Here is a 23,002-nt window from a genome sequence, read left to right as displayed (position 1 = left end):
TTCCTTTCGCGCCCGCGACGTGGCCGGGCGCCGCGCCCTTAGCCGAGCACCCACCGAACGCAAGCGCAGCGTGCGATCGGGCGGTGTGCCGGCCCTTCGTCAACGCCGTGGCTGGCGTCACCGCTGCGTCGCGGCTAACGGCCGCGGCATGAACGATACGCTCGAACTCGAGGTGCACGACCTTGAGGTGCCGGTGCTGACCGGCATCTATTCCGAAGAAACACACCTGCCGCAGCCGCTGCGCATCTCGCTGACGGTGTTGCTCGACGCGCCCGCGAATTTCGCGCCCGACACGCCGTTATCCGCGTCGAAGAACTACCTCGATCTGAAGTTCGCTGCGACGACCGCATTGGAGAGCGCCGGGCATTTCACGCTGATCGAGGCCGTGGCCGATCATATCTGCGACACGTTGTTCCTGCAGGACACGCGCGTGCAGCGGGTCAAGGTCAAGATCGTCAAGCTCGCCATCGCCGAGGCGGGAGAGGCGATCGGCATCACCCTGATACGCCACCGCCGCTGATCGTGCCCGCGCCAACAGGGCCCGCCGCATCGCCGCGACAGGGGCCGAGCTGCTGGACCACGAACGCGTAATCCTCGCGCGCGTGCGCGGCCTCGCTCTCCTCCAGCGCGGCCGTCGCATTGTCGGGCAAGGTACGCGGCAGGAAGCAGGCGAGGCGATACCATAACAGGGTGTCGCGCGCAGGTGCGGTCGCATTCTCGTCGATCACCTCGCTCAGCGCGATCGACCAGCGCGGCTGCTCGCCCGGACGCCGCAGCACCGACAATGCGGCAGGGCGATCGTTCCTGGTCAGCAGGAAAATCTGCGTCTCGCCTTCTCCCGGCAGGCTGCCGGGGACGTAGAAGGCGCTTTTCACACCGGTGACGACGGGTGGCGCGTCCGCGCTTGCGGCTTCGGCCGCGATCCGACGGGCGAGCGCGTCGGCGGCGGGGGACCACGCGCGCTGCGCGTCCTTTGCGATCAGCTGCACCTGATCGGGACGATTCGCGACCGGTCGCGCAAAGGCGAGCACGCGCTGTTTCTTGACCGCGGGCGCGCGCCCGCGCGGGTCGAGCGGCACGTCGACCAGCCAGCCGATGCGCGCCGGGATCGCGCCCGTGCCCCGCACCAGCGTGCCGACATCACCCTCGACGTAGAAACGCGCGGAGCCGGCCGCGACCCCGGCCGCCTCCGCTCCCTTGATTCGCGTGGCCGAGCGGATCGTGGCGTCGATGATCAGCGGGCTGGCGACAACCAGATCGGCGAAATCGGCGTAGGACGGGGCAGCGCGGGGCGCGACTCCGACAACGCTGACAGGACCGACCGGGGGAGCCGATTGCGCGCAGGCGGGCGCGACAAGGCTTAGAATGGCCGGAACGGCGAGCAGGGTGAGCGGCTTACGGGCAGACATGGCCCATCAATACGCCCGCGCAGGTGAACGAAACAGAAATTATTCTGTCATCTCGCGCTTGTACGTTTGTTGCGCCCGACAAAGCGTTTGCGTCGCTTCCGGTGCCGCGATAGAAACCATGACGCTACGGCCTTCCCATCCGGGGGGTGTCGTGGGTTGTTTTCGACGGTCGGGTTTGTCCGACCGCCCAACAGGGCCGCAGGATGAGGGAGTTTCGTTGCTGAATGGCCTATTCTGACCAGAAGATGAGCGGGAGCAAAGTCACCGCATTGGTGATCGTGGCATTGGTCCACCTTGCTCTCGGCTACGCCTTCGTGACCGGCCTTGCGACCAACTTCGTGAAGAAGCAGGTTGAAAAGCTGAACACGTTTGACGTGGAAGAACCGCCGCCCCCGCCGCCGGATGAGCCGCCGCCCCCGCCGCCCGACATTCCCATGTCGCCGCCGCCCGTCGTCTCGCCGCCGCCGATCGTTCGTAACCCGAACCCGCCCCCCGTCGTGATCAACACGACGCCGACGCCGCCGCCGGTATACATTCCGACGCCGGTCACGGCGCCGCCTGCTCCGCCGGCACCTGCTCCTGCCCCGCCGGCCCCGCCTGCGGTCAGCAAGGCCGCGGGTCTGAAGGGTAATCCGGGCCAGTATTTCGGTGCGGACAATTATCCTCCCTCGGCCATTCGCGCCGAAGAGGAAGGTCGCGTCGTCGCGAAGTTGACGGTGGGAACCGATGGTCGTGTGACGGACTGTGTCATTACGACGTCGAGCAACTCGTCCGCGCTCGATCAGGCGACCTGCCGCATTGCCAAGAGCCGCGTGCGTTTCTCGCCCGCACTCGACGCGTCGGGAGCAGCGATCACCTCCAGCTACACGCTGCCGGTGCGCTGGGTGCTGCCGCGCGATTGATTGCCACACGACATTCGAGCTTAGCTTTTTAGAGGGAATACCACCGCATGATCACCAACATCCTGGCCGCGGGTGGAGCCGCGGCCGCTGAGAACCAGTTCGGTCTCCAGCAGGCGCTGCGCGAAGGCGGCATCATCTCGCAGTCGGTCTTCACCATCCTGGTGCTGATGTCGGTTGTGTCGTTCTACATCCTGTTCTCCAAGCTCTTCGAGCAGCAGAAGATCATCAACCAGGCCAAGCGCATGCGCGCAGGCTTCTGGTCGTCGAACTCGCTGCGCGAGGGCTCGGCCAAGCTGGAGAAGAACTCGGCCTACAAGCAGCTGGTCGACGACGGCCTGGCGGCGCAGGACCAGCACGCGCAGCTGACCGATCCGGTCGAAGCGCACGACTGGCTCCACGGTTCGCTGGCGCGTTCGGAAGCAGCGATCAACTCGAAGCTGGGCGGTGGTCTAGCGTTCCTCGCGACCGTTGGTGCGACCGCACCGTTCATCGGTCTGTTCGGCACCGTGGTCGGCATCTACCGCGCGCTGATCAAGATCGGCGCGTCGGGCGATCCCTCGATCGACAAGGTCGCGGGCCCCGTCGGTGAGGCGCTCATCATGACCGCGCTCGGCCTGGTCGTCGCGGTTCCGGCCGTGCTTGCCTACAACTGGCTGCAGCGCCGCAACAAGTCGATTGCGGAGGACCTGTCGGCCTTCTCGAACGACGTGCTCGGCTTCCTCGCTTCGAACGGCAAGGTCCGTCCATCGATCGGCAACACCGCGACCAAGGCGCCGGTGAAGCCGGCCGGTGCGACCGCCACCGCCGGTCAGGCGGGTGGCGTGCAGACCCGCGCGTAAGAAAAGGGTGGGGGATCGCGCCGACAGGCGTGGTCCCGCCACTGGTCCGGCGAGCGGTTTCTCGTCGGATGGAGAATAGGAAAGCCTGACATATGGCGATGAGCGTTGGTGGCGATTCCACCGAGAAACCTCTGTCGGACATCAACACGACGCCCCTCGTGGACGTCATGCTGGTGCTCCTCATCATCTTCCTAATTGCGGTTCCGGTCGCGATCCAGACGGTCAAGGTGAAGCTGCCGGACGTCCGCTTCGATCCGACCACCACCAAGCCGGAAAACGTGTCGCTGTCGATCACCTCGGACCCGTCGGGCGCGTGCAAGGTCTATTGGGGGGTCACCCCCGTCACGCAGACCGAACTGCTCGACCGCGCGGTGGCCAAGCTGAAGACCGAGATCGCGCGTCAGGGTGGTCCGAACGCGGCTGGCCTCGAACTGCCCGAGGCCCACATCCGCGGTGACGTGGATACGCCGTGGCATTGCATCGGTGGCGCGATCTTCAACATGCAGCAGGCGGGTTTCGCACGCGTCGGCTTCATCTCGCAGCCCGGCGTCGGCGCCGGCGCCTGACACCCGGCAAGAGGAGTAGCTTTTATGGCAATGAGTGCTGGGAGCGACGACGGCGAACCCATGATGGAGATGAACACGACGCCGTTGATCGACGTCATGCTCGTGCTCCTCATCATGTTCATCATCACGCTTCCGATCCCGACCCACGCGGTGAAGGTCGATCTGCCGGTCAACGATCCCAATGCGACCAAGCCGCCGGTTGATCCGATCAAGAACAAGATCGCGATCGACGCGGCCGGTACCATCACCTGGAACGGCGCACCGGTGAACGACACCACGCTGCGGCAGTATCTCGATACGTCGGCGGGGATGACCCCGGAGCCGGAACTGCAGTTCCAGCCCGACCGGAATTCACGCTACGAGGTCGTCGACAACACGTTGGCGATCATCAAGCGCTCGGCGGTGACGAAGCTCGGCTTCGTTGGCAATGAGCAATATTACAAGGACTTCTGATCGCGCCTCGCGTGGTCGGTTGACCAGAAACAGGGCGGGTACTCCCATGCGGAGTGCCCGCCCTTTTCGTTTCCAACTGGTGCGATGAACGGCTCGGCACCTGGGTTCGCGTGACTGTTCAATCGTCGCTCGCACGATCTACCTGCGGGCGCTTAACGAAGGCTGCGACAGCAATTCCGCGACCTCCAGCTTGGCCAATAAGATTGCGGCGTGTTCGATAGCGGAGGTGACGCGTCGTTGCCGCAAGGACGGTCCACCTAGTCGCCAGTAATGGGTAGATGTCGCGGACTCGCCCGCACACCGTTTAGCGTCACAAGAGGTGGGATGCGCGTGGAGCTCGCGCGTCGGCGCCGGCTCGGCAATCGTCAAGCCAGAGGCGGAAACGCGGCCGACCACTCCGCTTCCATGTTCTTCGTCGCCCTCGGCGCCGCACGGACTCACGAAATTTCGCCACCAGATCACCCCTGCGAAACCGCTCTTGCGCGCGTGTAGCAAAAGTGACATCACGGTGTCACAAAAGTGAAACGTGAGGAGATGGTCATGCGCGCTTCGTCAGTTCTCATCATCGCCGCGGTGGTTGCGACGCCCGCGCTCGCGAAGGATCGTTCGGGCTATACGGCGATCGCCGCGGGGAATTTGTCGCAGGCGGAGGCGACGCTCTCTGCCGAGCGCGCGATCTTCCCGCGACGCCCCGAAGTGCTGCTGAACCTCGCGGCGGTATATGCGCGCACCGATCGCGCCGCGCAGGCGCGCGCGCTCTACGACGACGTGCTGGCGTCCGAGCCGGTCGCGCTCGATCTCGCCAACGGTGGAACGGTGTCGTCACACGAGATTGCGCAGCGTGGATTGTCCCGGCTCAACACGACCGTGGCGACACGCTGAGCGGCACGGGGCCACGAGCTGCGCGCGTTTGCCAGTCCGCAGCTCGTCGCCATCGTGACACAACTGAGACGGGTGGTACGCCGCGCGTCAGCCTCGCGGTTCTGCGGTCGGCGCTAGCGACTCACCGCGCCGGCAATCGCCCGCACACATGCGGCTGAACAAGTGAGCGCCGATCCTCACAACCGCGGCAAGGTCACCCCGCGCTGTCCCATGTATTTGCCCGCGCGGTCGGCGTAGCTGACCTCGCACGGCTCGTTGCCCTTGAGGAACAGGAACTGGCACGCGCCCTCGTTGGCGTAGACCTTGGCGGGCAGCGGCGTCGTGTTCGAGAATTCGAGCGTGACATGACCCTCCCAGCCGGGCTCGAGCGGCGTCACGTTCACGATGATGCCACAGCGTGCGTAGGTCGATTTGCCGAGACAGATCACCAGCACGTCCCGCGGCACGCGGAAATATTCCACCGTCCGCGCCAGCGCGAAGCTGTTGGGCGGGATGATGCAGACGTCAGTCTTGCGGTCGACGAAGCTGTTGTGCGCGAAATCCTTCGGGTCGACGATTGCATTGTCGACGTTGGTGAAGATCTTGAATTCGTCCGCCACCCGCGCGTCATAGCCGTAGGAGGACAGGCCGTAGCTGATGCACGACTCACGGCGTTGCGCCTCGACGAAGGGCTCGATCATACCGTCGGCGATCGCGCGCTCGCGGATCCAGCGATCGGATTGAATGGACATGATGGCTCCCCGTTCGATGATCGCCCTGTCGCGTGGTTGCGCGGTGGAGGCAAGGGGCAGCAGGCGGAGCATGTGTGCGGCGCGGGCGATGTTGCTTACGCCGTCCAGCACCGGGCGCCTATGCTTCTTCGGGGATGCTGCCGGGGTGAAGCGAGGCGAAGTGTCGGTCGATGCGACATGGCGTGAGCTTCGTCAGTGCATTCGCGGGCGCGCCGCGGCGCTACTTTATTTGGGGGTTATCGATCAACCTTGGAAGGTAGCGGCGACTCGATCGATCTCCGCATCTCCTAAGTGGCGGGTAAGCCGCTCGCCAATGGTCACGACCGCGCGCTTCTTCGCGCCCGGCGATCTGCCCGTCGACCTGTCACGTGCAACGAGGCGATAATTGGCGGAGTGGCGCGGTGAATGTGCGCTCGACGGCTGCTGGTGACGGGTCTCACTGCACCCGAACGCACGCCCCGCTTGGTCGCCAGAGCATTAATCTGCCGAGTCGATCAGCCGCTAGCGTCGTATCCTCCAGGTGCGTGCCGCCGCCTCAGCCCTCGCTCATCGCCCGCGCGGCAGCGTGATCTCCGCGCAGAGCCCGCCACCGTCGCGATTGCTGAGCGCGATCTGTCCGCCGGCTTCCTCGACGATCGCGCGTGCGAGCGCGAGGCCGAGCCCGATCCCGCCCGTCTCCCGGTTGCGCGACGTCTCCAGCCGGGTGAACGGCACGAACACGTCGGCGAGCCGGTCGGACGGGATGCCGGGGCCGCGATCGCCGATCGAGATCACCACCGCCTCCGCGCTCGGGCGCAGCGTCACCGCGGCACCATCGGCATATTTGATCGCATTCTCGATCAGGTTGCGGATTGCGCGGCGGATCAGCGACGGGCGCAGCCGGATGCGCAGCCGCTCGGCTTCCCCGAACGTCACGTCGGCGCCTAGATCGCGAAAATCCTCGACCACTGCATCAACCAGCGCGGCCAGATCGACCTCGGTTATCGGCTCGCTCGGCCGGCCGAGCCGTGCGAGCGAGAGGATGTCGTCGAGCGTGCGGTTCATCTCCGCGATCGTGTCCGCCATGCGCGCGCGGTCCTGCTCGTCCTCGACCGACTCGATCCGCACGCGCAGCGCGGCGAGCGGGGTGCGCAGATCGTGGCCGATCGCGCCCAGCATCCGATCCTTTTCATCGAGCATCGCGGTGACGCGCAGTCTCAGATCGTTGAACGCCGCCGTCACCGCGCGCACGTCGGACGGGCCGTCTTCCGTGATCGGAGATGGCGCAACGCTGGGATCGAAATGGTGGGCGGCGAGCGCCAGCGCGCGCAAGGGTCGCGAGATGCGGCGCGCGATCCACAGCACGGCGGCGAGCATGATCGCATAGAGGATCAGCGTCTGCGCGAACAATCGCCAGAAGATGTAGCCGCCACCGCCGGGCCATGGCGCGACCACGGTCAACCAGCCGCGGCCCGGCTGCTCCACCGCGATCAACAGGCTGGGTCCGTCGTGGCCGAGGCGCATGTCGCGCTCGTCGGGGTGAACCGGGGCAGGTTGCAGCCCGGTATCGATCTGCCCGACACGCAGGCCCAGCTCCTTCAACTGATCGCGAAGCTCGCTCGATACTTCGGGGTGACGGGGCAGCGCGGGTGCGATCGGATTGGTGTCGACGCGTCGCACGCGACCGCGTTCGGGGCTCAGCGTGCGGCCGGCCTGCTCGCGTTCGAGCGCGTCGGCGATCCGTGTCGCGACGGGCCGGGTCGCCTGGGCGAGGCGGAAGTTGGCACGATCTCGCAGCACCAGGGTGAAGTTGATCGCCTGCGCCACGAACAAGGCGAGTGCGACCAGCAGCGCCATCTGCCCGGCAAGGCTCTGCGGCCAGCCGACGCGCGCGCGGGTCACAGCCGCGTCACCTCGGCCGACAAGGCGTAGCCGCCACCCCACACCGTTTTGATCAGTTCGGGGTTGCGCGGGTCCGGCTCGATCTTCTTGCGCAGCCGGCTGACCTGATTGTCGATCGCGCGGTCGAAGGCGGCTGCCTCGCGCCCCTGTGTGAGGTCCAGCAACTGGTCGCGCGTCAGCACCTGGCGCGGGCGCTGCACCAGCGCGAGCAGCAGGTTGTACTCGCCGGTCGACAGCGCGACCGACACGCCCTCGCGGTCGACGAGCGCGCGCTCGCCCGTTTTCAGGACCCAGCCGGCGAAGGCGTAGGCGCCGGCATCGGGTGCGTGCTGTCGCGTGCCGCCGGTTGCGGTGCGGCGAAGCACCACCTTGATGCGTGCGGCGAGTTCGCGCGGTGAGAACGGCTTCACGACATAATCGTCCGCGCCCATCTCGAGCCCGACGATGCGGTCGGTCTCCTCGCTGCGCGCGGTCAGCAGGATCACGGGCGTCTCGCTCGTCTCGCGGATGTGGCGGCACAGCGACAGCCCGTCCTCGCCGGGCATCATGATGTCGAGGATGACGAGGTCGATCGCGTAAGCGGCGAGACGCGCGCGCGCCGCCTCCGCCTCGCCAACCTGGGTGACGCGAAAGCCCTGCTTGGTGAGATATTGCGCGAGTGGTTCGCGGATCGAACGCTCGTCATCGACCAGCAGCAGGTGGGGAATGTCGGTCATGGTGTCAGCGTCTGACATCTTCGCGCTTTCTGTGAAAGGCGGACGTGCCGGCGGGGGTCGCCCCGCCGGCACGTGCTCAGCGCTGCTCGTCACCGGGCAGTGGGCCGCGTCGGTCGCCATCGGACGATCCGGCGAATCGTGCGCGCATCAGCAGCCGCATCGCGTCGATCTCCTGTTGGTCGACGCGGCCGTCGTGGTTGGTGTCGGCGCGATCGAACATGCGCAGCGCGCGCTCGCGGGCCTCTTCGCGCGTTTGCGGGCGCATCGCGCGATGCTGACCATCATCACCGCGGGCAGCCGACGGCGGAGGCGCGCTGTCCGGTTCGGGCGGGGGCGGCGGAACCGTGCCGACCGCACCGGAGGGACGTGTCTCGCGCCGCGCCTCACGTGCGGCGCGTCGCTCGTCGCGGCTGATCTTGCCATCGCGATTGCCGTCGAGCGCGGCGAAGCGCCGGTCGGCCTCGGCGATCACCTCCTCACGCGTGATGATCCCGTCATCATTGGCGTCCGCGCGCATCAACCAGCCGCCGCGCATGCCACCGCGCGGCTCGGGCGGCGTATCACGGGCCGCCGTCGTCGGCGTGGTCTGCGCAACGGCGGGCAAACCCGCGCCCGCGGTCAGCGCGGTCGCGCCGAGCAGGGCGGCGAGCACAAATCTGTTCATCGATGATCCCTCGAACACGGACCCGACCATTCCGCGCCCGTGCTGCTCATCTAGCCGCGGTCCGTCGCGCGACTGTGTCCGGGATCTCCGTATTTGTCGCGAATTGTCGCCACGAACTCCGTCAGGGCTCAGGCGAACAACGCGACCGATTGCATCTGCTCCGCCACCATCTCGCCGGCCGCATTCCAGATGCCCATCTGCTGCGACGACGATCCAGCGCGCGCGTAATCGGCGTTGGAGCGCAGCAGCCACCAGCCGTCCTCGGTGCTGGGCGCAGGGCCGAGCACGTTCAGGATCCACGTCATCGAACTCATCGGCACGTTGCGTCCCAGCAGGCGCAGCGCGGCGGGCGGCAGGCAATCGCCGATCGCGATCAGCTCGACCATCGGGTCGAGCCCGTCGCGCTCGTTCAACCGAGTCCAGCGCAGCCACTCGGCGGGTTTGAGCGCCGGCCCTTCGCGACGATCGAGGAACTCGAAATTGCGTGTGAAGGCGACGTGCGGATTGCCCTTGAACGTCGTGTCATTCGGGCCGGGGCGCGGGAAGTCGGGCAGGTCGGTTGTCTGATAATCGACCTCACTCTCGATCGCGCGCATGAACACGAACGTGCAGCGCAGGCCGAGCCCGGCCTCGCTCTCGACATCGGCCTGGATGAAGGCCGCGTTCTTGCCACGACGCAGCTTGTGCGCGGTGACCATGATCGGACCCGACAGCGGCCCGATGAAGCTGACCTGCGCCGATCTGAGCGGTGGCAGGTCGTCTTCCAACTGCATCGCGCAGTGCAGCGCGATCGCGGCGGACAATCCGCCATAGGCGGTGCGCCCTTGCAGCCAATCGTCGGGGATCGCTCCGCGCCACGCCATCTGGTCGCCGGTCGGCTCGAGCTCGTCGAGCACCTCTTTCAACGTCGTCATGCGAACTCCCCCGCGGCGAGCCGGTCGCGCAGCTCGCGCTTCAACACCTTGCCGATTGCGCTGCGCGGCAGTTCGTCGGCCTGGTAGAGCGCCGACAATCGCTGCGTCTTGCCGAGCCGCGCATTGACCTCGGTCAGCACGTCCCCCGCACCGCCGGTCGCGCCCTCGCGCGGCACGTAGAAACCGACCGGCGTCTCGCCCCACGCGTCCGATGCGACCCCCACCACGGTGCAGTCGGCGACCGCCGGATGCTGAGCCAGCACCGCCTCGATGTCGGACGGAAAGATGTTGAACCCGCCCGAGATGATCATGTCCTTCTTGCGGTCGGTCAGGATCAGGAAGCCGTCGGCGTCGAAGCGGCCGACGTCGCCGTGGCGGATGAAGCGCTCTCCCTCCGGCGATATCCAGGTGGCGTCGGCGGTCGCCTGCTCGCGGCCGTGATAGCCGTTCATCATCGCGCCCGAGCGACCGACGATCTCGCCCATCTCACCTGCCGGCACCTCGCGTCCGTCATCGTCGATCAGGCGCACCTCATGGCCGGGCAGCGGGCGTCCGACGGTGTGCAGCTTGTCGCGGTGCTCGGTGGCGTTCAGCGCGCAGCTCGCGCCACCCTCGGTCATGCCGTAATATTCGACCAGCAGCCCCGGCCAGCGCGTCACCACATCACGCTTCAGCTCGGGCTTGAACGGCGCGGAGGTGCAGGTCTTGAAGCGGAACGACGACAGGTCGAAGTCGTCGAACTCGGGCAGTGCCATGATGCGCTGATACTGGACCGGAACCAGCATCGTGTGTGTCGCGCCGTGCTGCGCCGCGAGCTCGAGATAGCAGTGTGCGTCGAACTTCTCCATCAACACGACGCTACCGCCCCAGGCGAGCGTCGGCAGGAAGCTGACCAATGTGGTGTTCGAGTAGAGCGGGGTGGCGAGCAGCGTCACCGCGGTGTCGAACCCGGCGGCGGTGTTGCGCGATAGATGCTGCCACCGCATCGCGTGGCTCTGCACGATGCCTTTCGGCACGCCGGTCGTGCCGGAGGAATAGATGATGTTGAACCCGTCGCCCGGCTCGACCGCGACCGGCTCGGGCATCGCACCTTCGGGCGCGAGCCAGGCGTCCAGATCCTCCAGCATGACGACGTCGGCGGGAAAGCTCTGACCGATCAGTGCATCGGCGTTCGCCGCGTCCAGGAACACGACCGCAGCGCCGCTGTCAGTGATCATCCCGGCGATCTGCTGCGGCGTCGCCGAGGGTTGGATCGGCGCGGCGACCGAGCCGGCGCGCAAGGCACCGAGGAACACGACCGCCTGTGCGACGCTGGGGTACGACACCGAGGCGACCGCCTGTCCCGCGCGCGTGCCGCCCTGCTGCAAGGCGGCGGCGACCCGGTCCATCAATTGGTCGAGCTCGGCATAGCTGACCTGCGCTTCGTCGTCCGCGATCGCCAGCTTGTCCGGCCGCTGCTGCGCGTGGACGCGGATCAGGTCGGCCAGCGTGCCGAACTCTTCGGCGAGCAGGGCGGCGATATCGGGCTCAGCGCTCATGAACGCGATCGCTAGGCGAAGCCGCGTTCGAATGCCATACGCGATCTTCGAAAAACAGGTCGGAGGGTGGTATGATGCAAGGTGCAGTGGCGATCGTGACGGGTGGCGGCACGGGGATCGGTGCCGGGACCGTCCGCCGACTGGCAGCGCGCGGCGTGTCGTGCGTGATCAACTACGCGTCGAGCCGCGACGATGCCGAGGCGCTCGCCACGCAAGTCGGGCAGGGCGCCGTCGCAGTGCAGGCCGACATCGTCGACGATGCCGCTTGCCGTCGCCTGGTAGAGACCGCCACTCAGGCGTTCGGACGCGTGGATTTCCTCGTCAACAATGCCGGACGGACGAAGTTCGCCGCGCACGAGGACCTCGACGCGCTCGACGCCGCCGACTTCGTCGACATCTACCAGTTGAACGTCATTGCCGCGTTTCAGATGATCCGCGCCGCTGCGCCCTCGTTGCGCGCGAGCCCCTTCGGCGCGGTCGTCAACGTGGCGAGCGTCGCTGGCGTGTTCGGCATTGGCTCATCGGTCGCCTATGCCGCGTCAAAGGGTGCGCTCGTCACCATGACCAAGAGCTTGGCGCGTGTCCTCGCGCCCGCCATTCGCGTCAACGCGGTCGCGCCCGGCTATGTCGGCACCGGCTGGTTCGAGAAGCGGCTGGGCGAGGAAGGCTTTGCCAAACTGAACGCGAAGATCGCCGCCGCGACACCGATGGCGCTCGCCACCGGCCCCGACGAGGTCGCGGCGCCGATCGAGCTGCTGCTCGACCCTGCCATGCGCGCGATCACGGGCGAGGTGATGCTGGTCGACGCGGGTGCCCATCTCGATGTCGGACTTAGCCGGCGGCCCGGCCGGGAGAACTGATCAACCAGTCGCTTCTCCCTTTGCAGCGCGGCACGACTATGGCATGAACGCCGCCATACCGTTTATTCAGAACGTGGAGACTGACGCGATGGCGACCGCCGCCGAACAGACCCGCCCCGCCGACGCGGCCGACGACTTCCGCCAGGAAGTGCGTGGCTGGATCGAGGCGAACTTTCCCGCGTCGTTGCGCGGCAGCGACAATGCGATGTCGGCTGTCGAGGGGCCGACCGAGGAAACGCCCGATCAGCGCCGGTGGCGCGAAGCAATGGGCGACAAGGGCTGGGGCGTTCCGACCTGGCCGAAGGAATATGGCGGTGGCGGACTCGACCGTGCGCAGGCGCGGATCGTGCAGGAAGAACTCGCGCGCGCAGGCGCCTACAATCCGATCGGCGGCATGGGCGTGATGATGTTTGGCCCCACCCTGCTCGAATACGGCAGCGAGGAGCAGAAGCAGCAGCATATCCCCGGCATCGTCCGCGGCGAGGTGCGCTGGTGTCAGGGTTATTCCGAGCCGGGTGCGGGATCGGACCTCGCCAGCTTGCAGACCTTTGCCGAGGACAAGGGCGATCATTACCTCGTCAACGGGCAGAAGACCTGGACGTCGGGTGGGCAGTGGGCGGACAAGTGCTTCGCGCTGGTGCGTACCGACAAGACGCAGAAGCATGCCGGCATCAGCTTCCTGCTGATCGACATGGACGCGGAAGGCGTCGAGACGAAGCCGATCCGCTTGATCAGCGGGCAATCGCCGTTCTGCGAGACCTTCTTCACCAACGTGCGCGTGCCGAAGGAGAATTTGGTCGGGCGCGAGGGGCAGGGTTGGACGATCGGCACGCGCCTGCTCCAGCATGAGCGCAACTCGCTGTCGGGCGGCAGTGGGTCGGCCAGTCGGATGAATGCGGGCAAGACCGTGCCCGACATCGCCAAGAAGTATCGCGGCACCGATGGCGAGGGCCGTCTCGCCGACCCCGATCTGCGCACCCGCATCGTCAAGCACGAGATGGATCAGCGCGCCTTTGCGCTGACTCTGCGCCGTGCCGCGCTGGAAGCGAAGGGCAATGCCGGACCGTCCGCCGCGACCTCGATCATGAAGAACGTCGGCGCGCGCATCACGCAGGATCGCGCCGAGCTCAACATCGAGATCATGGGCATGCAGGGGCTCGGCTGGGAAGGCGAGGGTTTCAGCGAGGAGGAGCTGTCACAGACGCGGTCGTGGCTGTGGGGCAAGGCCGTGTCGATCTACGGCGGCTCGTCCGAGATCCAGAACAACATCGTGGCGAAGCGCATCTTGGGCATGCTCGACCACCAATGATCACGAGGTAGGCGCGGCGGCATCGAATCGCCGCGTCCGGAGAGGGCCGGGTCGAGGAAGCGGGCGCGACAGAACGCTCCTTCCTCCCCGGCTTGGCTCTTCCACCACATTTCCCCCGAGACATCGCAACGCTGCGTTGAAAGCCTAGAGGACGACACATGGCCGCCTTGAACGACGAACAGGTGATGTTGCGCGACATGGCGCGCGAGTGGGCCGACAACGAGAGCCCGGTTACCGCTTTCCGCAAGCTGCGCGACGCCGCGCCGGCCACCGGCTTCGACTCCGAAGCATGGGGTGCGATCGGGCAGATGGGTTGGGCCGGCGTGGTGATCCCCGAGGAGTTCGGCGGATCGGCATTCGGTTATCTGTCGCTAGGGCTCGTGGTCGAGCAGCTCGGGCGCAATCTGGCGGTGTCGCCGTTGTCGTCGACCGCCGTCGCGGCGAGCGCGATCGTGATGGGCATCTCGGACAGTGCGAAGCAGGAGTGGTTGCCCAAGCTTGCCAGCGGCGAAGCAATCGCCACGCTCGCGATCGACGAGGGTCCGACGCACAGTCTCGATGTCAAGACAAGCCTCGAGCAGGGCAAGCTGACCGGTACCAAGGCATTCGTCGCCGAAGGTGATGGCGCCGACGTGTTCGTGGTTGCGGCGCAGGATGGATTGTACCTGGTGCCCAAGGGGGACGGCATTACCGTCTCGTCGCGTAAGATGGCCGACAGCCGTAGTCACGCCGAGGTGCGCTTCGACGCTGCGCCAGCCGAGAAGCTCGGTGGACCCGAGCTGACCGTGCAAATCGCCGACCGCGCCGCCGCGATCACTGCAGCCGAGATGCTGGGGATGGCCGATTCGGCGTTCCACCAGACGCTCGACTATCTCAAGCAGCGTGTCCAGTTCGGGCAGGTGTTGTCGACGTTCCAGGCGCTCCAGCATCGCATGGCGAAGATGCTGACCGAGCTCGAGTTGATGCGGTCGACCGTCGAGGGCGCGCTGGAAGCGATCGACGCTGGCCGCTCCGACGTTGATCAGGCAGTCAGCCTCGCCAAGGCGACCGCGGGCGAAACGCTGCGCCTCGTCAGCCGCGAAATGGTGCAATTGTTCGGCGGCGTCGGCATGACCGACGAATATGACGCCGGGCTCTACCTCAAGCGTGCCGCGGTGTTGGACGTCATGTGGGGCAACGCCGCGCATCATCGCGATCGTTTCGCGCGTTTGAACGGTTATTGATACCGTCCATCAAGCACTCGGTACGCAATAAAAGAAGATATAGCAGCCACGCTGTCTTGATCTGATAGTCCCGATCCGGTTTACTCGAAGATACGGTACGGCGCGCAACAGCGCCGATCGACAGGAGAGGGATTAATGACGAAGCAGATGCTTTTGTCGGCGTGCGCTGCTGCCGCCTTCGTCGTCGCGGGTCAGGCCGGCGCGCAGACCACCCCCGCGGGCGCTGCCGAGACGGCGCCCGTGCAGAACACCGACAACGTCGACACCACGCCGGCGGACATCGTCGTCACCGCCCAAGGTCGCGCTCAGGTTCTGGCCGACGTGCCGGTCGCGATCTCCGCGGTGAACGCGGACAGTCTCGCGCTGTCGGGTGCGAACGACATCCGCCAGCTCAACCAGCTCGCCCCGTCGCTGCTCGTCTCCTCGACAGGGTCGGAGGCCAACGGCTCGCCCCGCATCCGCGGTATCGGCACGGTTGGCGACAACCCCGGGCTCGAAAGTTCGGTCGTCGTCTTCGTCGACGGCGTGTACCGCTCACGCGCCGGTATTGGCCTCAACGAGCTCGGCGAGATTGACCGGATCGAGGTGCTGCGCGGACCGCAGGGAACGCTCGGCGGTCGCAACTCCTCGGCCGGCCTGATCAGCATCGTCAGCCTCAAGCCTGCCTTCACCTTCGGCGCGAACGGAGAGGCGACCTACGGCAATTACAACTTCGTTCGCCTGGCCGGCGGCGTCACCGGCCCGATCGCGGGCGACACGCTCGCCGCGCGGCTGGATGGTGTCTATGTCAAGCGTGACGGTTTCTACCGTGACCGCACCAACGACACCCGCATCAACGATCGCGACCGCTACTTTTTGCGCGGCCAGCTGCTGTTCGAGCCGACGAGTGACGTCTCGCTGCGGCTGATCGGCGACTATACCAAGCGGAACGAAGCGTGCTGCGCGGCGACCTACGTCGATCGCTCCGTCAATCCGTATATCGGCAACCTGAACGAGCCCGCGACGCCGCTGACCACGGGGCTTCCCAACGGCAACAACATCGTCAACGTGCTGCGCGACCTGGGCCAAAACTTGGGCGCGCTGAACCAGGGATACAGCCGCAACGTGTCGGTGTCGCGTGGGCGTACCTACGACGGCCAGACGCAGGATTGGGGTGTCTCGGGTCAGCTTGACTGGAAGTTCGGCGACACGAACCTCACGTCGATCACCGCCTATCGCGACTATTATAACGCGCAGGGCAGCGACACCGATTACGGCACCGTCGACATCCTCTACAACGCCAATGACGGCAACAATCGCCGCGGGTTCAGGACGTTCACGCAGGAAGTCCGCCTGAACGGCAGCCTGTTCGGCGACAAGCTCGACTGGCTGATCGGCGGCTTCTACATCAACGAGAAGTTCCGCGGTAAAAGCAACCTGCGCTTCGGCTCGCAATATGGGCGTTTCGCAACCTGCCGCATCATCTCGGGCGGTGGTCTCGCCACGCTCTATGCGCCCAACAGCACCGGTTGTGTCGCTCCCGGTGTCGGCCCATTGACGCTCGCCGCCGTGGGCGGTGCGGATGTCGCGAACGGGTTCGTCACCCTCGACGGGATCAACGATCGCGGTTCAACGATTGATCGTTACAACCAGAACATGAACAGCTTCGCGGCGTTCACGCACAACATCATCCACGTCACCTCGAACATCGATCTGACCCTCGGTCTTCGCTACACGACCGAACGCAAGCGGTTCTCGGCCACGTTCGGCAACGACAATACGGGCTGCGTCTCGTTACAGCAGAACCTGACCGACGAGGCGAACATCACCGCGGCGCAGATCGCGGCGAACCCCGCGCTCGCCACCCGGCGCGCGCTGGCGCAGGCGCTGATCGGTCTGGGATGTCAGGGCAATTCGACCGCGGAACTGAACGGCGTCAGCATTCGCGACCGCCGCTCCGAGGATCAATTGACCGGCACCGCGATCCTGTCGTGGAAGCCGATCGACGACCTGCTCGTCTACGGCAGCTACTCGCGCGGCTATAAGGCGGGCGGGTTCAACTTCGACCGCTCGGCACTGAAGGCTCCGCTGCAGTTTGCCAACGGGCAGATCACCACCAGCTTCGCCTCGCTCGGCGGAGCGCAGGCGCTGGTCGGCAACCTCCAGTTCGATCCCGAGAAGGTGAACGCGTACGAGATCGGTGCGAAGTACGCGACCGGACCGTTCTCGCTGTCGATCGCCGGCTTCCGTCAGGAGTTCAGTAGCTTCCAGCTGAACACGTTCGATGGCACCGTGTTCATCGTGCAGAACGTGAACGGTTGCTCGAACAGCCTGAACGGTGCCGACCGTGACCAGAGCACCTTCCCGGCTGTGCCCAATTACAATGCCAATGCCGCCGCGAGCGGTGCCTGCGCGCGCGACAACGTCGGCTATGGCGTCGTGTCGCAGGGTGTCGAACTGGAAGCGACGCTGGTGCCGGCACGTGACTTCCGCTTCACCGCCGGCTTCACCTATGCCGATACCAAGTACCGCGACAATCTGGTCGGCAACAACAATGGCGCGCCGCTCAATCCGGCGCTGCGCAAGCTGCCTGGCGACAATCTGTCGAATGCGCCGCAGGTGGTCGTGACGGCCTCGGCCGCGTGGACCCCCGACATCGGCAGCAGCGGCTGGTCGATGCTGTTCTATGGCGATACGCGCCTCAGCGGTGACTATAACACCGGCTCCGACCTCTTCCCGCAAAAGGAACAGGACGGGTTCGCGCTGGTCAATGCACGCGTCGGGGTGCGCACGCCCAACAACCGCCTGTCGCTCGAATTGTGGGCGCAGAACCTGCTCAACAAGGATTACGCGCAGGTCGCCTTCAACTCGCCGTTCCAGCAGGGCGCCGGCACCGCCAACTTCCAGGATCCGATCTATCCGGGCGGCCGGCAGTTGTTCTCGCAATTCCTCGCCGAACCGCGGACCTACGGCGTGACACTGCGCAGTCGCTTCTGACCGACTGACACGAAGACCCTAGGCGGCGTCGCGCATCCGTTGCGCGGCGCCGTTTTGCTTTGCGAGAACACCTACGGGACCAGACTCTTGGGATTGATCTGGATTATCGTGTCGGATCATGTCCGGCGATTGAAGCAACTGGCTTAGTTCATGGTCACTCGCTAGCCTGCCGCGAAAGAATCAGGAGAGCAGCGCGGTGAAACTGGACCGTCCCGAAATCGCCGACACGCTGGCGCTCAAGCGTCGGGGTTGGACGCTCGCGCTGCTGACGCTGACCTATTTCTTCAGCTTCATGGACCGGCAGATCCTCGCCATTCTGCTGGAAGCGATCAAGGCCGATCTGAAGCTGTCCGATACGCAGCTGGGATTGTTGTCTGGGCTCGTCTTCGCGATCTTCTACGCGACCCTCGGTATCCCGATCGCGCGCCTCGCCGACCGGACCAGCCGCAAGCGGATCATCGCGGTCAGCCTGGCGATCTGGAGCGCGATGACCGCCTTGTCGGGCGTCGCGCAGAACTTCACGCAATTGATGCTCGCGCGGATCGGGGTGGGCGTCGGCGAGGCCGGTGCGGGACCGCCGAGCCACTCGATCATCGCCGATCTGTATCCGCCGGAGAAGCGCGCCTCGGCGATGGCGATCTACTCGCTCGGTGTGCTGCTCGGCGGTGGTTTGGGGATGATGATCGGCGGCTTCGTCGCGCATGCCTATAATTGGCGGGTCGCCATGATGGTGGTCGGGCTGCCGGGCGTTGTCCTCGCGGTGATCGTCTGGCTGTTCGTCGCGGAGCCGCGCCGTGGGCTGTCGGATGCGCAGCGCGCGATGGACGCACCCGACGCAATGCCGTCGCTGGGTGAGGGGATCGCGGCGATGTGGCGCGACCCGGCTGCCCTCCATCTGGTCGCTGCAGTCACGATCACGTCGCTGGTCGGCTATGCGCTGACGGGCTGGGGGCCGAGCTACATGCAGCGCTCGCTCGGCATGTCGATGCTCGACGTGTCCAAATATGTCGCGCTGCCCGCGGCGATCATCGGTTCGACGTCGGCGCTCTTGGGCGGCGCTGCCGCCGACCGTGCCGCCCGCCGCTTCGGACTTCACGCGCAAAGCTGGGTCGTGGCGGCGTTCAAGGTGGTCGCGTTTCCCTTCGCGGTCGGCTTTTATTTCGTCGACGAACCGCGCGTTGCACTCGCGAGCTATTTCGTCGCCGCGCTGTTCGCGGGCGCGTATCTTGGCCCATCGTTCGCGCTCATTCAACATCTCGCGCCCTTGAAGCTACGAAGCGTGTGGGCGGCGCTTACCCTGCTGGTCATCAACCTGATCGGGCTCGGGCTGGGGCCGTTTCTGGTCGGACAGTTGAGCGATCATCTTCGCCCCGTCTATGGCGCGCAGTCGCTGCGTTGGGCGATGTTGTGCGTCGCTTTGCTGACGCCGGTGGCGATCTTTGCTTACTGGCGCGCCGGTGTGCTGATGAACCGCCACGTCGATAACAAAAAGTGACGATAATGGTCCGATATTGATTATTTCCTTTCCACAAAGGTCATGATAACAGACCTGTTCATCACTGCTGGGGGGCGGGAGCGATGAGCGAAGCAGTTTCGCCGGTACAATATTGGCAGCCGAGCGCCACGTTGGCGCCGTATGTTACAGGATTTCACTCCTATCACGCGGCCCTGCCGCCGGGGCTTATCTTGCAGGACGTGTTCCTGCCAAGCTGGGCGTCGATCCGCGTCGCACTGCATGAGAGCCCACCCTGGTCGCTGCGCATGGGGCCGCGCACCTTCGATCCAATGCCGCAGATCGCGCTCATCGGCCCTACCAACTGTGCCGGCTACCTGTCGACGCAAGGCGGTACGATGGTCGGTGTCGGGTTGAAGCCGCTGGGTTGGGCGCAATTATTCGGTGGTGATGTGTCCAAGCACGCCAACCGGGTGGTTCCGCTGTCGCAGATCGACTCGGGCGCGGAGCAGTTGCGCGAAGCGCTGGAGACGGACGAAGCGCCGGATCAGGCGTTCGGCCGCTGGCTCGAAGCGCGGCTGCACCGCCGTCCCGCAGCCGACCCGCGGATCGCGCAGTTGTTCGCCATTCTCGAACAGGGATGTGAAACCCGGATCGACGTCATCGCCGACATGCTCGGCACCAGTCCGCGCTCGCTGGCGACGATGACGCGCTACAGTTTCGGGTTCACCCCCAAGCTGCTGCTGCGTCGGACCCGCTTCGTTCGTGCATTAAGCGCGATGCTTGCCGCGCCTGATCAGGGCGCGGCGGTGCTGGAGGAGGCGGGTTACTACGACCGCTCGCACTTCCTGCGCGACAGTCACCTGTTTCTCGGCTGCTCAGTGCGCGACTTCAATCGTCGCCGTGGCCCGCTCAACCAGATCGCGCTGCGCGTGCGCGAGAAGGTGCTCGGACGACCTGTTTGAGCAGCCGGACGAGTGCGCCTGGTAGCTACAAGGCGCGGTTGTCGAACATGCCGAACATCAGCGTCGAGGCGTAGAGCGCGGTCGCGCGCTCGCGTGGCATCGACCAGGCCCATTTGCGCATGTCGAACGCGGCGTTGAGGAACGCCATCATCGCCTGCGCCGCAATCAGGCTGTCGACCGGGCGGATCGTGCCCTCGGGGATGCCGTCCGAGATCGTGCCGGCGAACCGGCGTGCGATGCGGTTCGATCGTTCCACCATCGCGGCGCGCGTATCGGTCGGCAGCCCGCTGAGCGCCGTGGTACGCAGCAGCGGGCCATGCTCGGAGAATTGCACGTCGAGCAGCGCCGCGACGGTGTCGCAGAGACGCTGCCACTGTGTCCCGCCGCGCTCGTCCGCCTGGCGTTGAGCCGCGGCGATCGTATCGAAGCTGCGGCGATAGCAGGCGGCGACCAGATCGTCCTTCGCATCGAGGTGATGGTAGAAGCTGCCCTTGGTGACGTTCAGCTCGGACGCGATCCGCTGTACGCTGGCGCCGCGATAGCCGAGCTCGTTGATCAGCCGGGTCGCAGCGAGCAGAAAGGCTTCGCGCCCCGGTACCGGATCGTCGTGACCGAGCGCGATCGGTGTGGGTGCCCATTGCGCGTTCGGTCCGGCCACGCCGTGACGGAAGATGTCGATCAACCGGTCGCACGCGCGCGGCCACTGGTCGACGTCGTAGCGCGGCAGCCATACCGGCATCCAGAAGGTGTTCTCCAACAGCACGTGCGCGCGGGCACCCGCCAGGTCGGTCTGCGCGCGTCCGGCGGCTGGGCCCCAGAGCAGTCGCGTGCGGCGAAACACCTCGCGCCATCCGGCCATCAGTTTGGTGCGGACCGGATCCTCGGTCGCGCGCAGGTCGGACAGGACAGCGAACGGCTTCTCCTCGTCACGCTCGATGCGGGCGAGCCGCGCCATGTTGAGCCGCAGGTACGCCTCGACCCGCTCGGCCGGCGTGTCCGCCTCCATCGCCTCGTCGAGCATGCGCAGGAGGTAGTCGAGCGTGTACTCGAACGCAGCGGCGGCGAGATCCTCCTTCCGCTTGAAATAATAAGTCACGCTGGTCGTATTGAGCCCGACACGGCGCGCGACATCGGCGAAGGTCATGCCCTTCGCGCTCTGCTCGTTGATCGCCTCGGCGGCGGCGGCCAGGATCGCGTCGCGCTTCTCGCGAAAACGCCGCGTGCTGGTGGTTTCGTCTACTCGGGTGTCCCCCATCGCCGGAGTGTAGCAAAAGCTTTTCGAAGAAACAGTCCCTTTGTGCGAGCGTCTGGCGTCAACTCGTCGCAGAGGCAAGCGGCGCAATCAGGCGCTTTACCGAATAACCGGTATGGCTTAGACCCGCATCAAACGGATCAAGGCGGAGGGACGAGATGGATTTCACCCTGAGCGAGCGCGAGACCTATTTTCGCGACCGCGTGAAGGCGTTCATCGACGCCGAGATCGCACCGCGCAATCACGAATATCACGAGCAATCGCACACCGGCGACCGCTGGAAGGTCATTCCCGTCATCGAGGAAGTGAAGCAGAAAGCGAAAGCCGCGGGCCTGTGGAATTTCTTCATGCCCCCGCACTCGGGCCAGCAGCACGTCGACACGACGTTCGAGTTCGAGGGAACGCAGCTCACTAACCTCGAATATGCGCTATGCGCCGAGGAAATGGGCAAGATCGGCTGGGCGAGCGAATGTTTCAATTGCTCCGCGCCCGACACCGGCAACATGGAGGTGCTCCACCGCTACGGCACGCTGGAGCAGAAGGAGCGCTGGCTGCGCCCGCTGATGAACGGCGAGATCCGCTCGGTCTTCCTGATGACCGAGCCGCAGGTCGCCTCGTCCGATGCGACCAACATCGAGACGCGGATCGAACGCGACGGCGATCACTACGTCATCAACGGTCGCAAATGGTGGTCGTCAGGCGTCGGCGATCCGCGCTGCAAGATCGGCATCCTCATGGGCAAGACGAGCTTCGAGGGCTCGCGCCATCAGCAGCAGAGCCAGGTGCTCGTGCCGATGGACACGCCCGGTGTCGAGATCAAGCGCATGCTCTCGGTCTACGGCTATGACCACGCGCCGCACGGCCACGGCGAGGTCGTCTTCACCAACGTCCGCGTGCCCGTCGAGAACGTGATCCTGGGTGAAGGTCGCGGGTTCGAAATCGCGCAGGGGCGCCTCGGGCCGGGCCGCATCCACCATTGCATGCGCACGATCGGCGTCGCCGAGACGGGGATCGAGGCAATGGCCAAGCGGCTCGTCAGCCGCGTCGCTTTCGGCAAGCGGATCGCCGATCATAGCGTGTGGGAGGAGCGCATCGCGCGCGCGCGGATCGACATCGAGATGACACGCCTCCTCTGCCTCAAGGCCGCGGACACGATGGATAAGGCGGGCAACAAGGCAGCGCAGCTCGATATCGCGATGATCAAGGTGCAGGCGCCCAGCATGGCGCTCAAGATTCTCGACGACGCGGTGCAGGCGCACGGCGGCGCGGGCGTGTCGGACGATTTCGGGCTCGCGCATGCCTGGGCGAGCCAGCGCACCCTGCGCTTGGCGGACGGGCCGGACGAGGTTCACGCCCGCTCGATCGCGCGCAACGAGTTTGGCAAATATGCCGACTGGAAGATCGACCGTCCGTCGAACGATCAGGCACCGGCCTTTTCCAGCGGCGACGTCGGCGTCAGCCGCTGACCA

The 23,002-nt window shown here is 65.9% G+C and carries 21 protein-coding genes; 13 read left to right on the top strand and 8 right to left on the bottom strand.

What is annotated here, in order from left to right; translation table 11 throughout:
* Positions 1 to 148: 148 nt before the first annotated feature.
* Positions 149 to 520: a dihydroneopterin aldolase gene (locus Q0579_RS08380; RefSeq protein ID WP_298811170.1), complete on the top strand. Its 372-nt coding sequence runs from the start codon at positions 149 to 151 to the stop codon at positions 518 to 520.
* Here Q0579_RS08380 and Q0579_RS08375 read toward each other — a convergent pair.
* On the bottom strand, positions 495 to 1,409 hold the full coding sequence (locus Q0579_RS08375; protein ID WP_298811168.1) for a hypothetical protein: 915 nt from the start codon (positions 1,407 to 1,409) through the stop codon (positions 495 to 497). The two genes, Q0579_RS08380 and Q0579_RS08375, sit on opposite strands and share 26 nt — an antisense overlap.
* 224 nt (positions 1,410 to 1,633) lie before the next feature.
* On the opposite strand from Q0579_RS08375, the gene Q0579_RS08370 reads away from it, so the two are divergent.
* The 5 genes from Q0579_RS08370 (at position 1,634) to Q0579_RS08350 (ending at position 5,051) form a co-directional block, all read left to right on the top strand.
* Positions 1,634 to 2,311, top strand: coding sequence for an energy transducer TonB (locus Q0579_RS08370; RefSeq protein WP_298811166.1), 678 nt, complete (start codon positions 1,634 to 1,636; stop codon positions 2,309 to 2,311).
* Positions 2,312 to 2,358: 47 nt separating this feature from the next.
* Positions 2,359 to 3,150 carry a MotA/TolQ/ExbB proton channel family protein gene (locus Q0579_RS08365; protein ID WP_298811163.1) on the top strand — a complete coding sequence of 264 codons (792 nt, stop codon included), beginning with the start codon at positions 2,359 to 2,361 and terminating at the stop codon, positions 3,148 to 3,150.
* A gap of 92 nt (positions 3,151 to 3,242) precedes the next feature.
* Positions 3,243 to 3,716, top strand: a complete 474-nt coding sequence (locus tag Q0579_RS08360; protein WP_298811160.1) for a biopolymer transporter ExbD — start codon at positions 3,243 to 3,245, stop codon at positions 3,714 to 3,716.
* 24 nt (positions 3,717 to 3,740) lie between these two features.
* Positions 3,741 to 4,169 (top strand): biopolymer transporter ExbD, encoded by a 429-nt coding sequence (locus Q0579_RS08355; protein ID WP_298811158.1) that lies wholly within the window; start codon positions 3,741 to 3,743, stop codon positions 4,167 to 4,169.
* A gap of 540 nt (positions 4,170 to 4,709) precedes the next feature.
* Positions 4,710 to 5,051 (top strand): tetratricopeptide repeat protein, encoded by a 342-nt coding sequence (locus Q0579_RS08350; protein WP_298811156.1) that lies wholly within the window; start codon positions 4,710 to 4,712, stop codon positions 5,049 to 5,051.
* Between the two features lie 176 nt (positions 5,052 to 5,227).
* Here Q0579_RS08350 and dcd read toward each other — a convergent pair whose 3' ends face one another.
* The 6 genes from dcd to Q0579_RS08320 form a co-directional block, all read right to left on the bottom strand.
* Entirely contained in the window at positions 5,228 to 5,782 is a 555-nt protein-coding gene (gene dcd / locus Q0579_RS08345) for a dCTP deaminase (RefSeq protein ID WP_298811153.1), read from the bottom strand.
* A gap of 546 nt (positions 5,783 to 6,328) precedes the next feature.
* A complete protein-coding gene (locus Q0579_RS08340) occupies positions 6,329 to 7,618 on the bottom strand; it encodes an ATP-binding protein (protein WP_298811429.1) in 1,290 nt (429 codons plus the stop codon).
* 41 nt (positions 7,619 to 7,659) lie between these two features.
* A complete protein-coding gene (locus tag Q0579_RS08335; protein WP_298811150.1) occupies positions 7,660 to 8,379 on the bottom strand; it encodes a response regulator in 720 nt (239 codons plus the stop codon).
* A gap of 76 nt (positions 8,380 to 8,455) precedes the next feature.
* Complete coding sequence (locus Q0579_RS08330; RefSeq protein ID WP_298811148.1) at positions 8,456 to 9,043, bottom strand: hypothetical protein; 588 nt, start codon at positions 9,041 to 9,043, stop codon at positions 8,456 to 8,458.
* A gap of 128 nt (positions 9,044 to 9,171) precedes the next feature.
* Positions 9,172 to 9,957 carry a thioesterase family protein gene (locus tag Q0579_RS08325; RefSeq protein WP_298811146.1) on the bottom strand — a complete coding sequence of 262 codons (786 nt, stop codon included), beginning with the start codon at positions 9,955 to 9,957 and terminating at the stop codon, positions 9,172 to 9,174.
* A complete protein-coding gene (locus Q0579_RS08320; RefSeq protein ID WP_298811144.1) occupies positions 9,954 to 11,495 on the bottom strand; it encodes a class I adenylate-forming enzyme family protein in 1,542 nt (513 codons plus the stop codon). Before Q0579_RS08320 ends, Q0579_RS08325 begins: the two co-directional genes overlap by 4 nt.
* Positions 11,496 to 11,566: 71 nt before the next feature.
* Between Q0579_RS08320 and Q0579_RS08315 the strand changes: the two genes are divergently transcribed.
* The 6 genes from Q0579_RS08315 to Q0579_RS08290 all read left to right on the top strand — a co-directional run bounded on the left by Q0579_RS08315 (position 11,567) and on the right by Q0579_RS08290 (position 20,281).
* A complete protein-coding gene (locus Q0579_RS08315; RefSeq protein ID WP_298811112.1) occupies positions 11,567 to 12,355 on the top strand; it encodes an SDR family oxidoreductase in 789 nt (262 codons plus the stop codon).
* Positions 12,356 to 12,443: 88 nt separating this feature from the next.
* Positions 12,444 to 13,664, top strand: coding sequence for an acyl-CoA dehydrogenase family protein (locus Q0579_RS08310; protein ID WP_298811427.1), 1,221 nt, complete (start codon positions 12,444 to 12,446; stop codon positions 13,662 to 13,664).
* 158 nt (positions 13,665 to 13,822) lie between these two features.
* Positions 13,823 to 14,887, top strand: coding sequence for an acyl-CoA dehydrogenase family protein (locus tag Q0579_RS08305; protein WP_298811110.1), 1,065 nt, complete (start codon positions 13,823 to 13,825; stop codon positions 14,885 to 14,887).
* Positions 14,888 to 15,022: 135 nt separating this feature from the next.
* A complete protein-coding gene (locus Q0579_RS08300; protein WP_298811108.1) occupies positions 15,023 to 17,863 on the top strand; it encodes a TonB-dependent receptor in 2,841 nt (946 codons plus the stop codon).
* A gap of 196 nt (positions 17,864 to 18,059) precedes the next feature.
* The gene (locus Q0579_RS08295) at positions 18,060 to 19,358 is read left to right on the top strand and encodes an MFS transporter (protein WP_298811105.1); all 1,299 of its coding nucleotides are present in this window, start codon (positions 18,060 to 18,062) and stop codon (positions 19,356 to 19,358) included.
* Between the two features lie 83 nt (positions 19,359 to 19,441).
* A complete protein-coding gene (locus tag Q0579_RS08290) occupies positions 19,442 to 20,281 on the top strand; it encodes a helix-turn-helix domain-containing protein (RefSeq protein WP_298811102.1) in 840 nt (279 codons plus the stop codon).
* A 25-nt stretch (positions 20,282 to 20,306) separates the two neighbouring features.
* Here the strand turns inward: Q0579_RS08290 and Q0579_RS08285 are convergent, their stop codons facing one another.
* The gene (locus tag Q0579_RS08285; protein ID WP_298811100.1) at positions 20,307 to 21,536 is read right to left on the bottom strand and encodes a TetR/AcrR family transcriptional regulator; all 1,230 of its coding nucleotides are present in this window, start codon (positions 21,534 to 21,536) and stop codon (positions 20,307 to 20,309) included.
* Positions 21,537 to 21,691: 155 nt separating this feature from the next.
* Between Q0579_RS08285 and Q0579_RS08280 the strand changes: the two genes are divergently transcribed.
* Positions 21,692 to 22,999: an acyl-CoA dehydrogenase family protein gene (locus Q0579_RS08280; RefSeq protein WP_298811097.1), complete on the top strand. Its 1,308-nt coding sequence runs from the start codon at positions 21,692 to 21,694 to the stop codon at positions 22,997 to 22,999.
* The last annotated feature ends 3 nt before the right edge of the window (positions 23,000 to 23,002 follow it).

The organism is uncultured Sphingomonas sp., assembly GCF_936927845.1.
Classification (GTDB): Bacteria; Pseudomonadota; Alphaproteobacteria; order Sphingomonadales; family Sphingomonadaceae; genus Sphingomonas.
The sequence above is the reverse complement of the archived record's forward strand: the minus strand, read 5'-3'. Positions and strand labels throughout refer to the sequence as shown.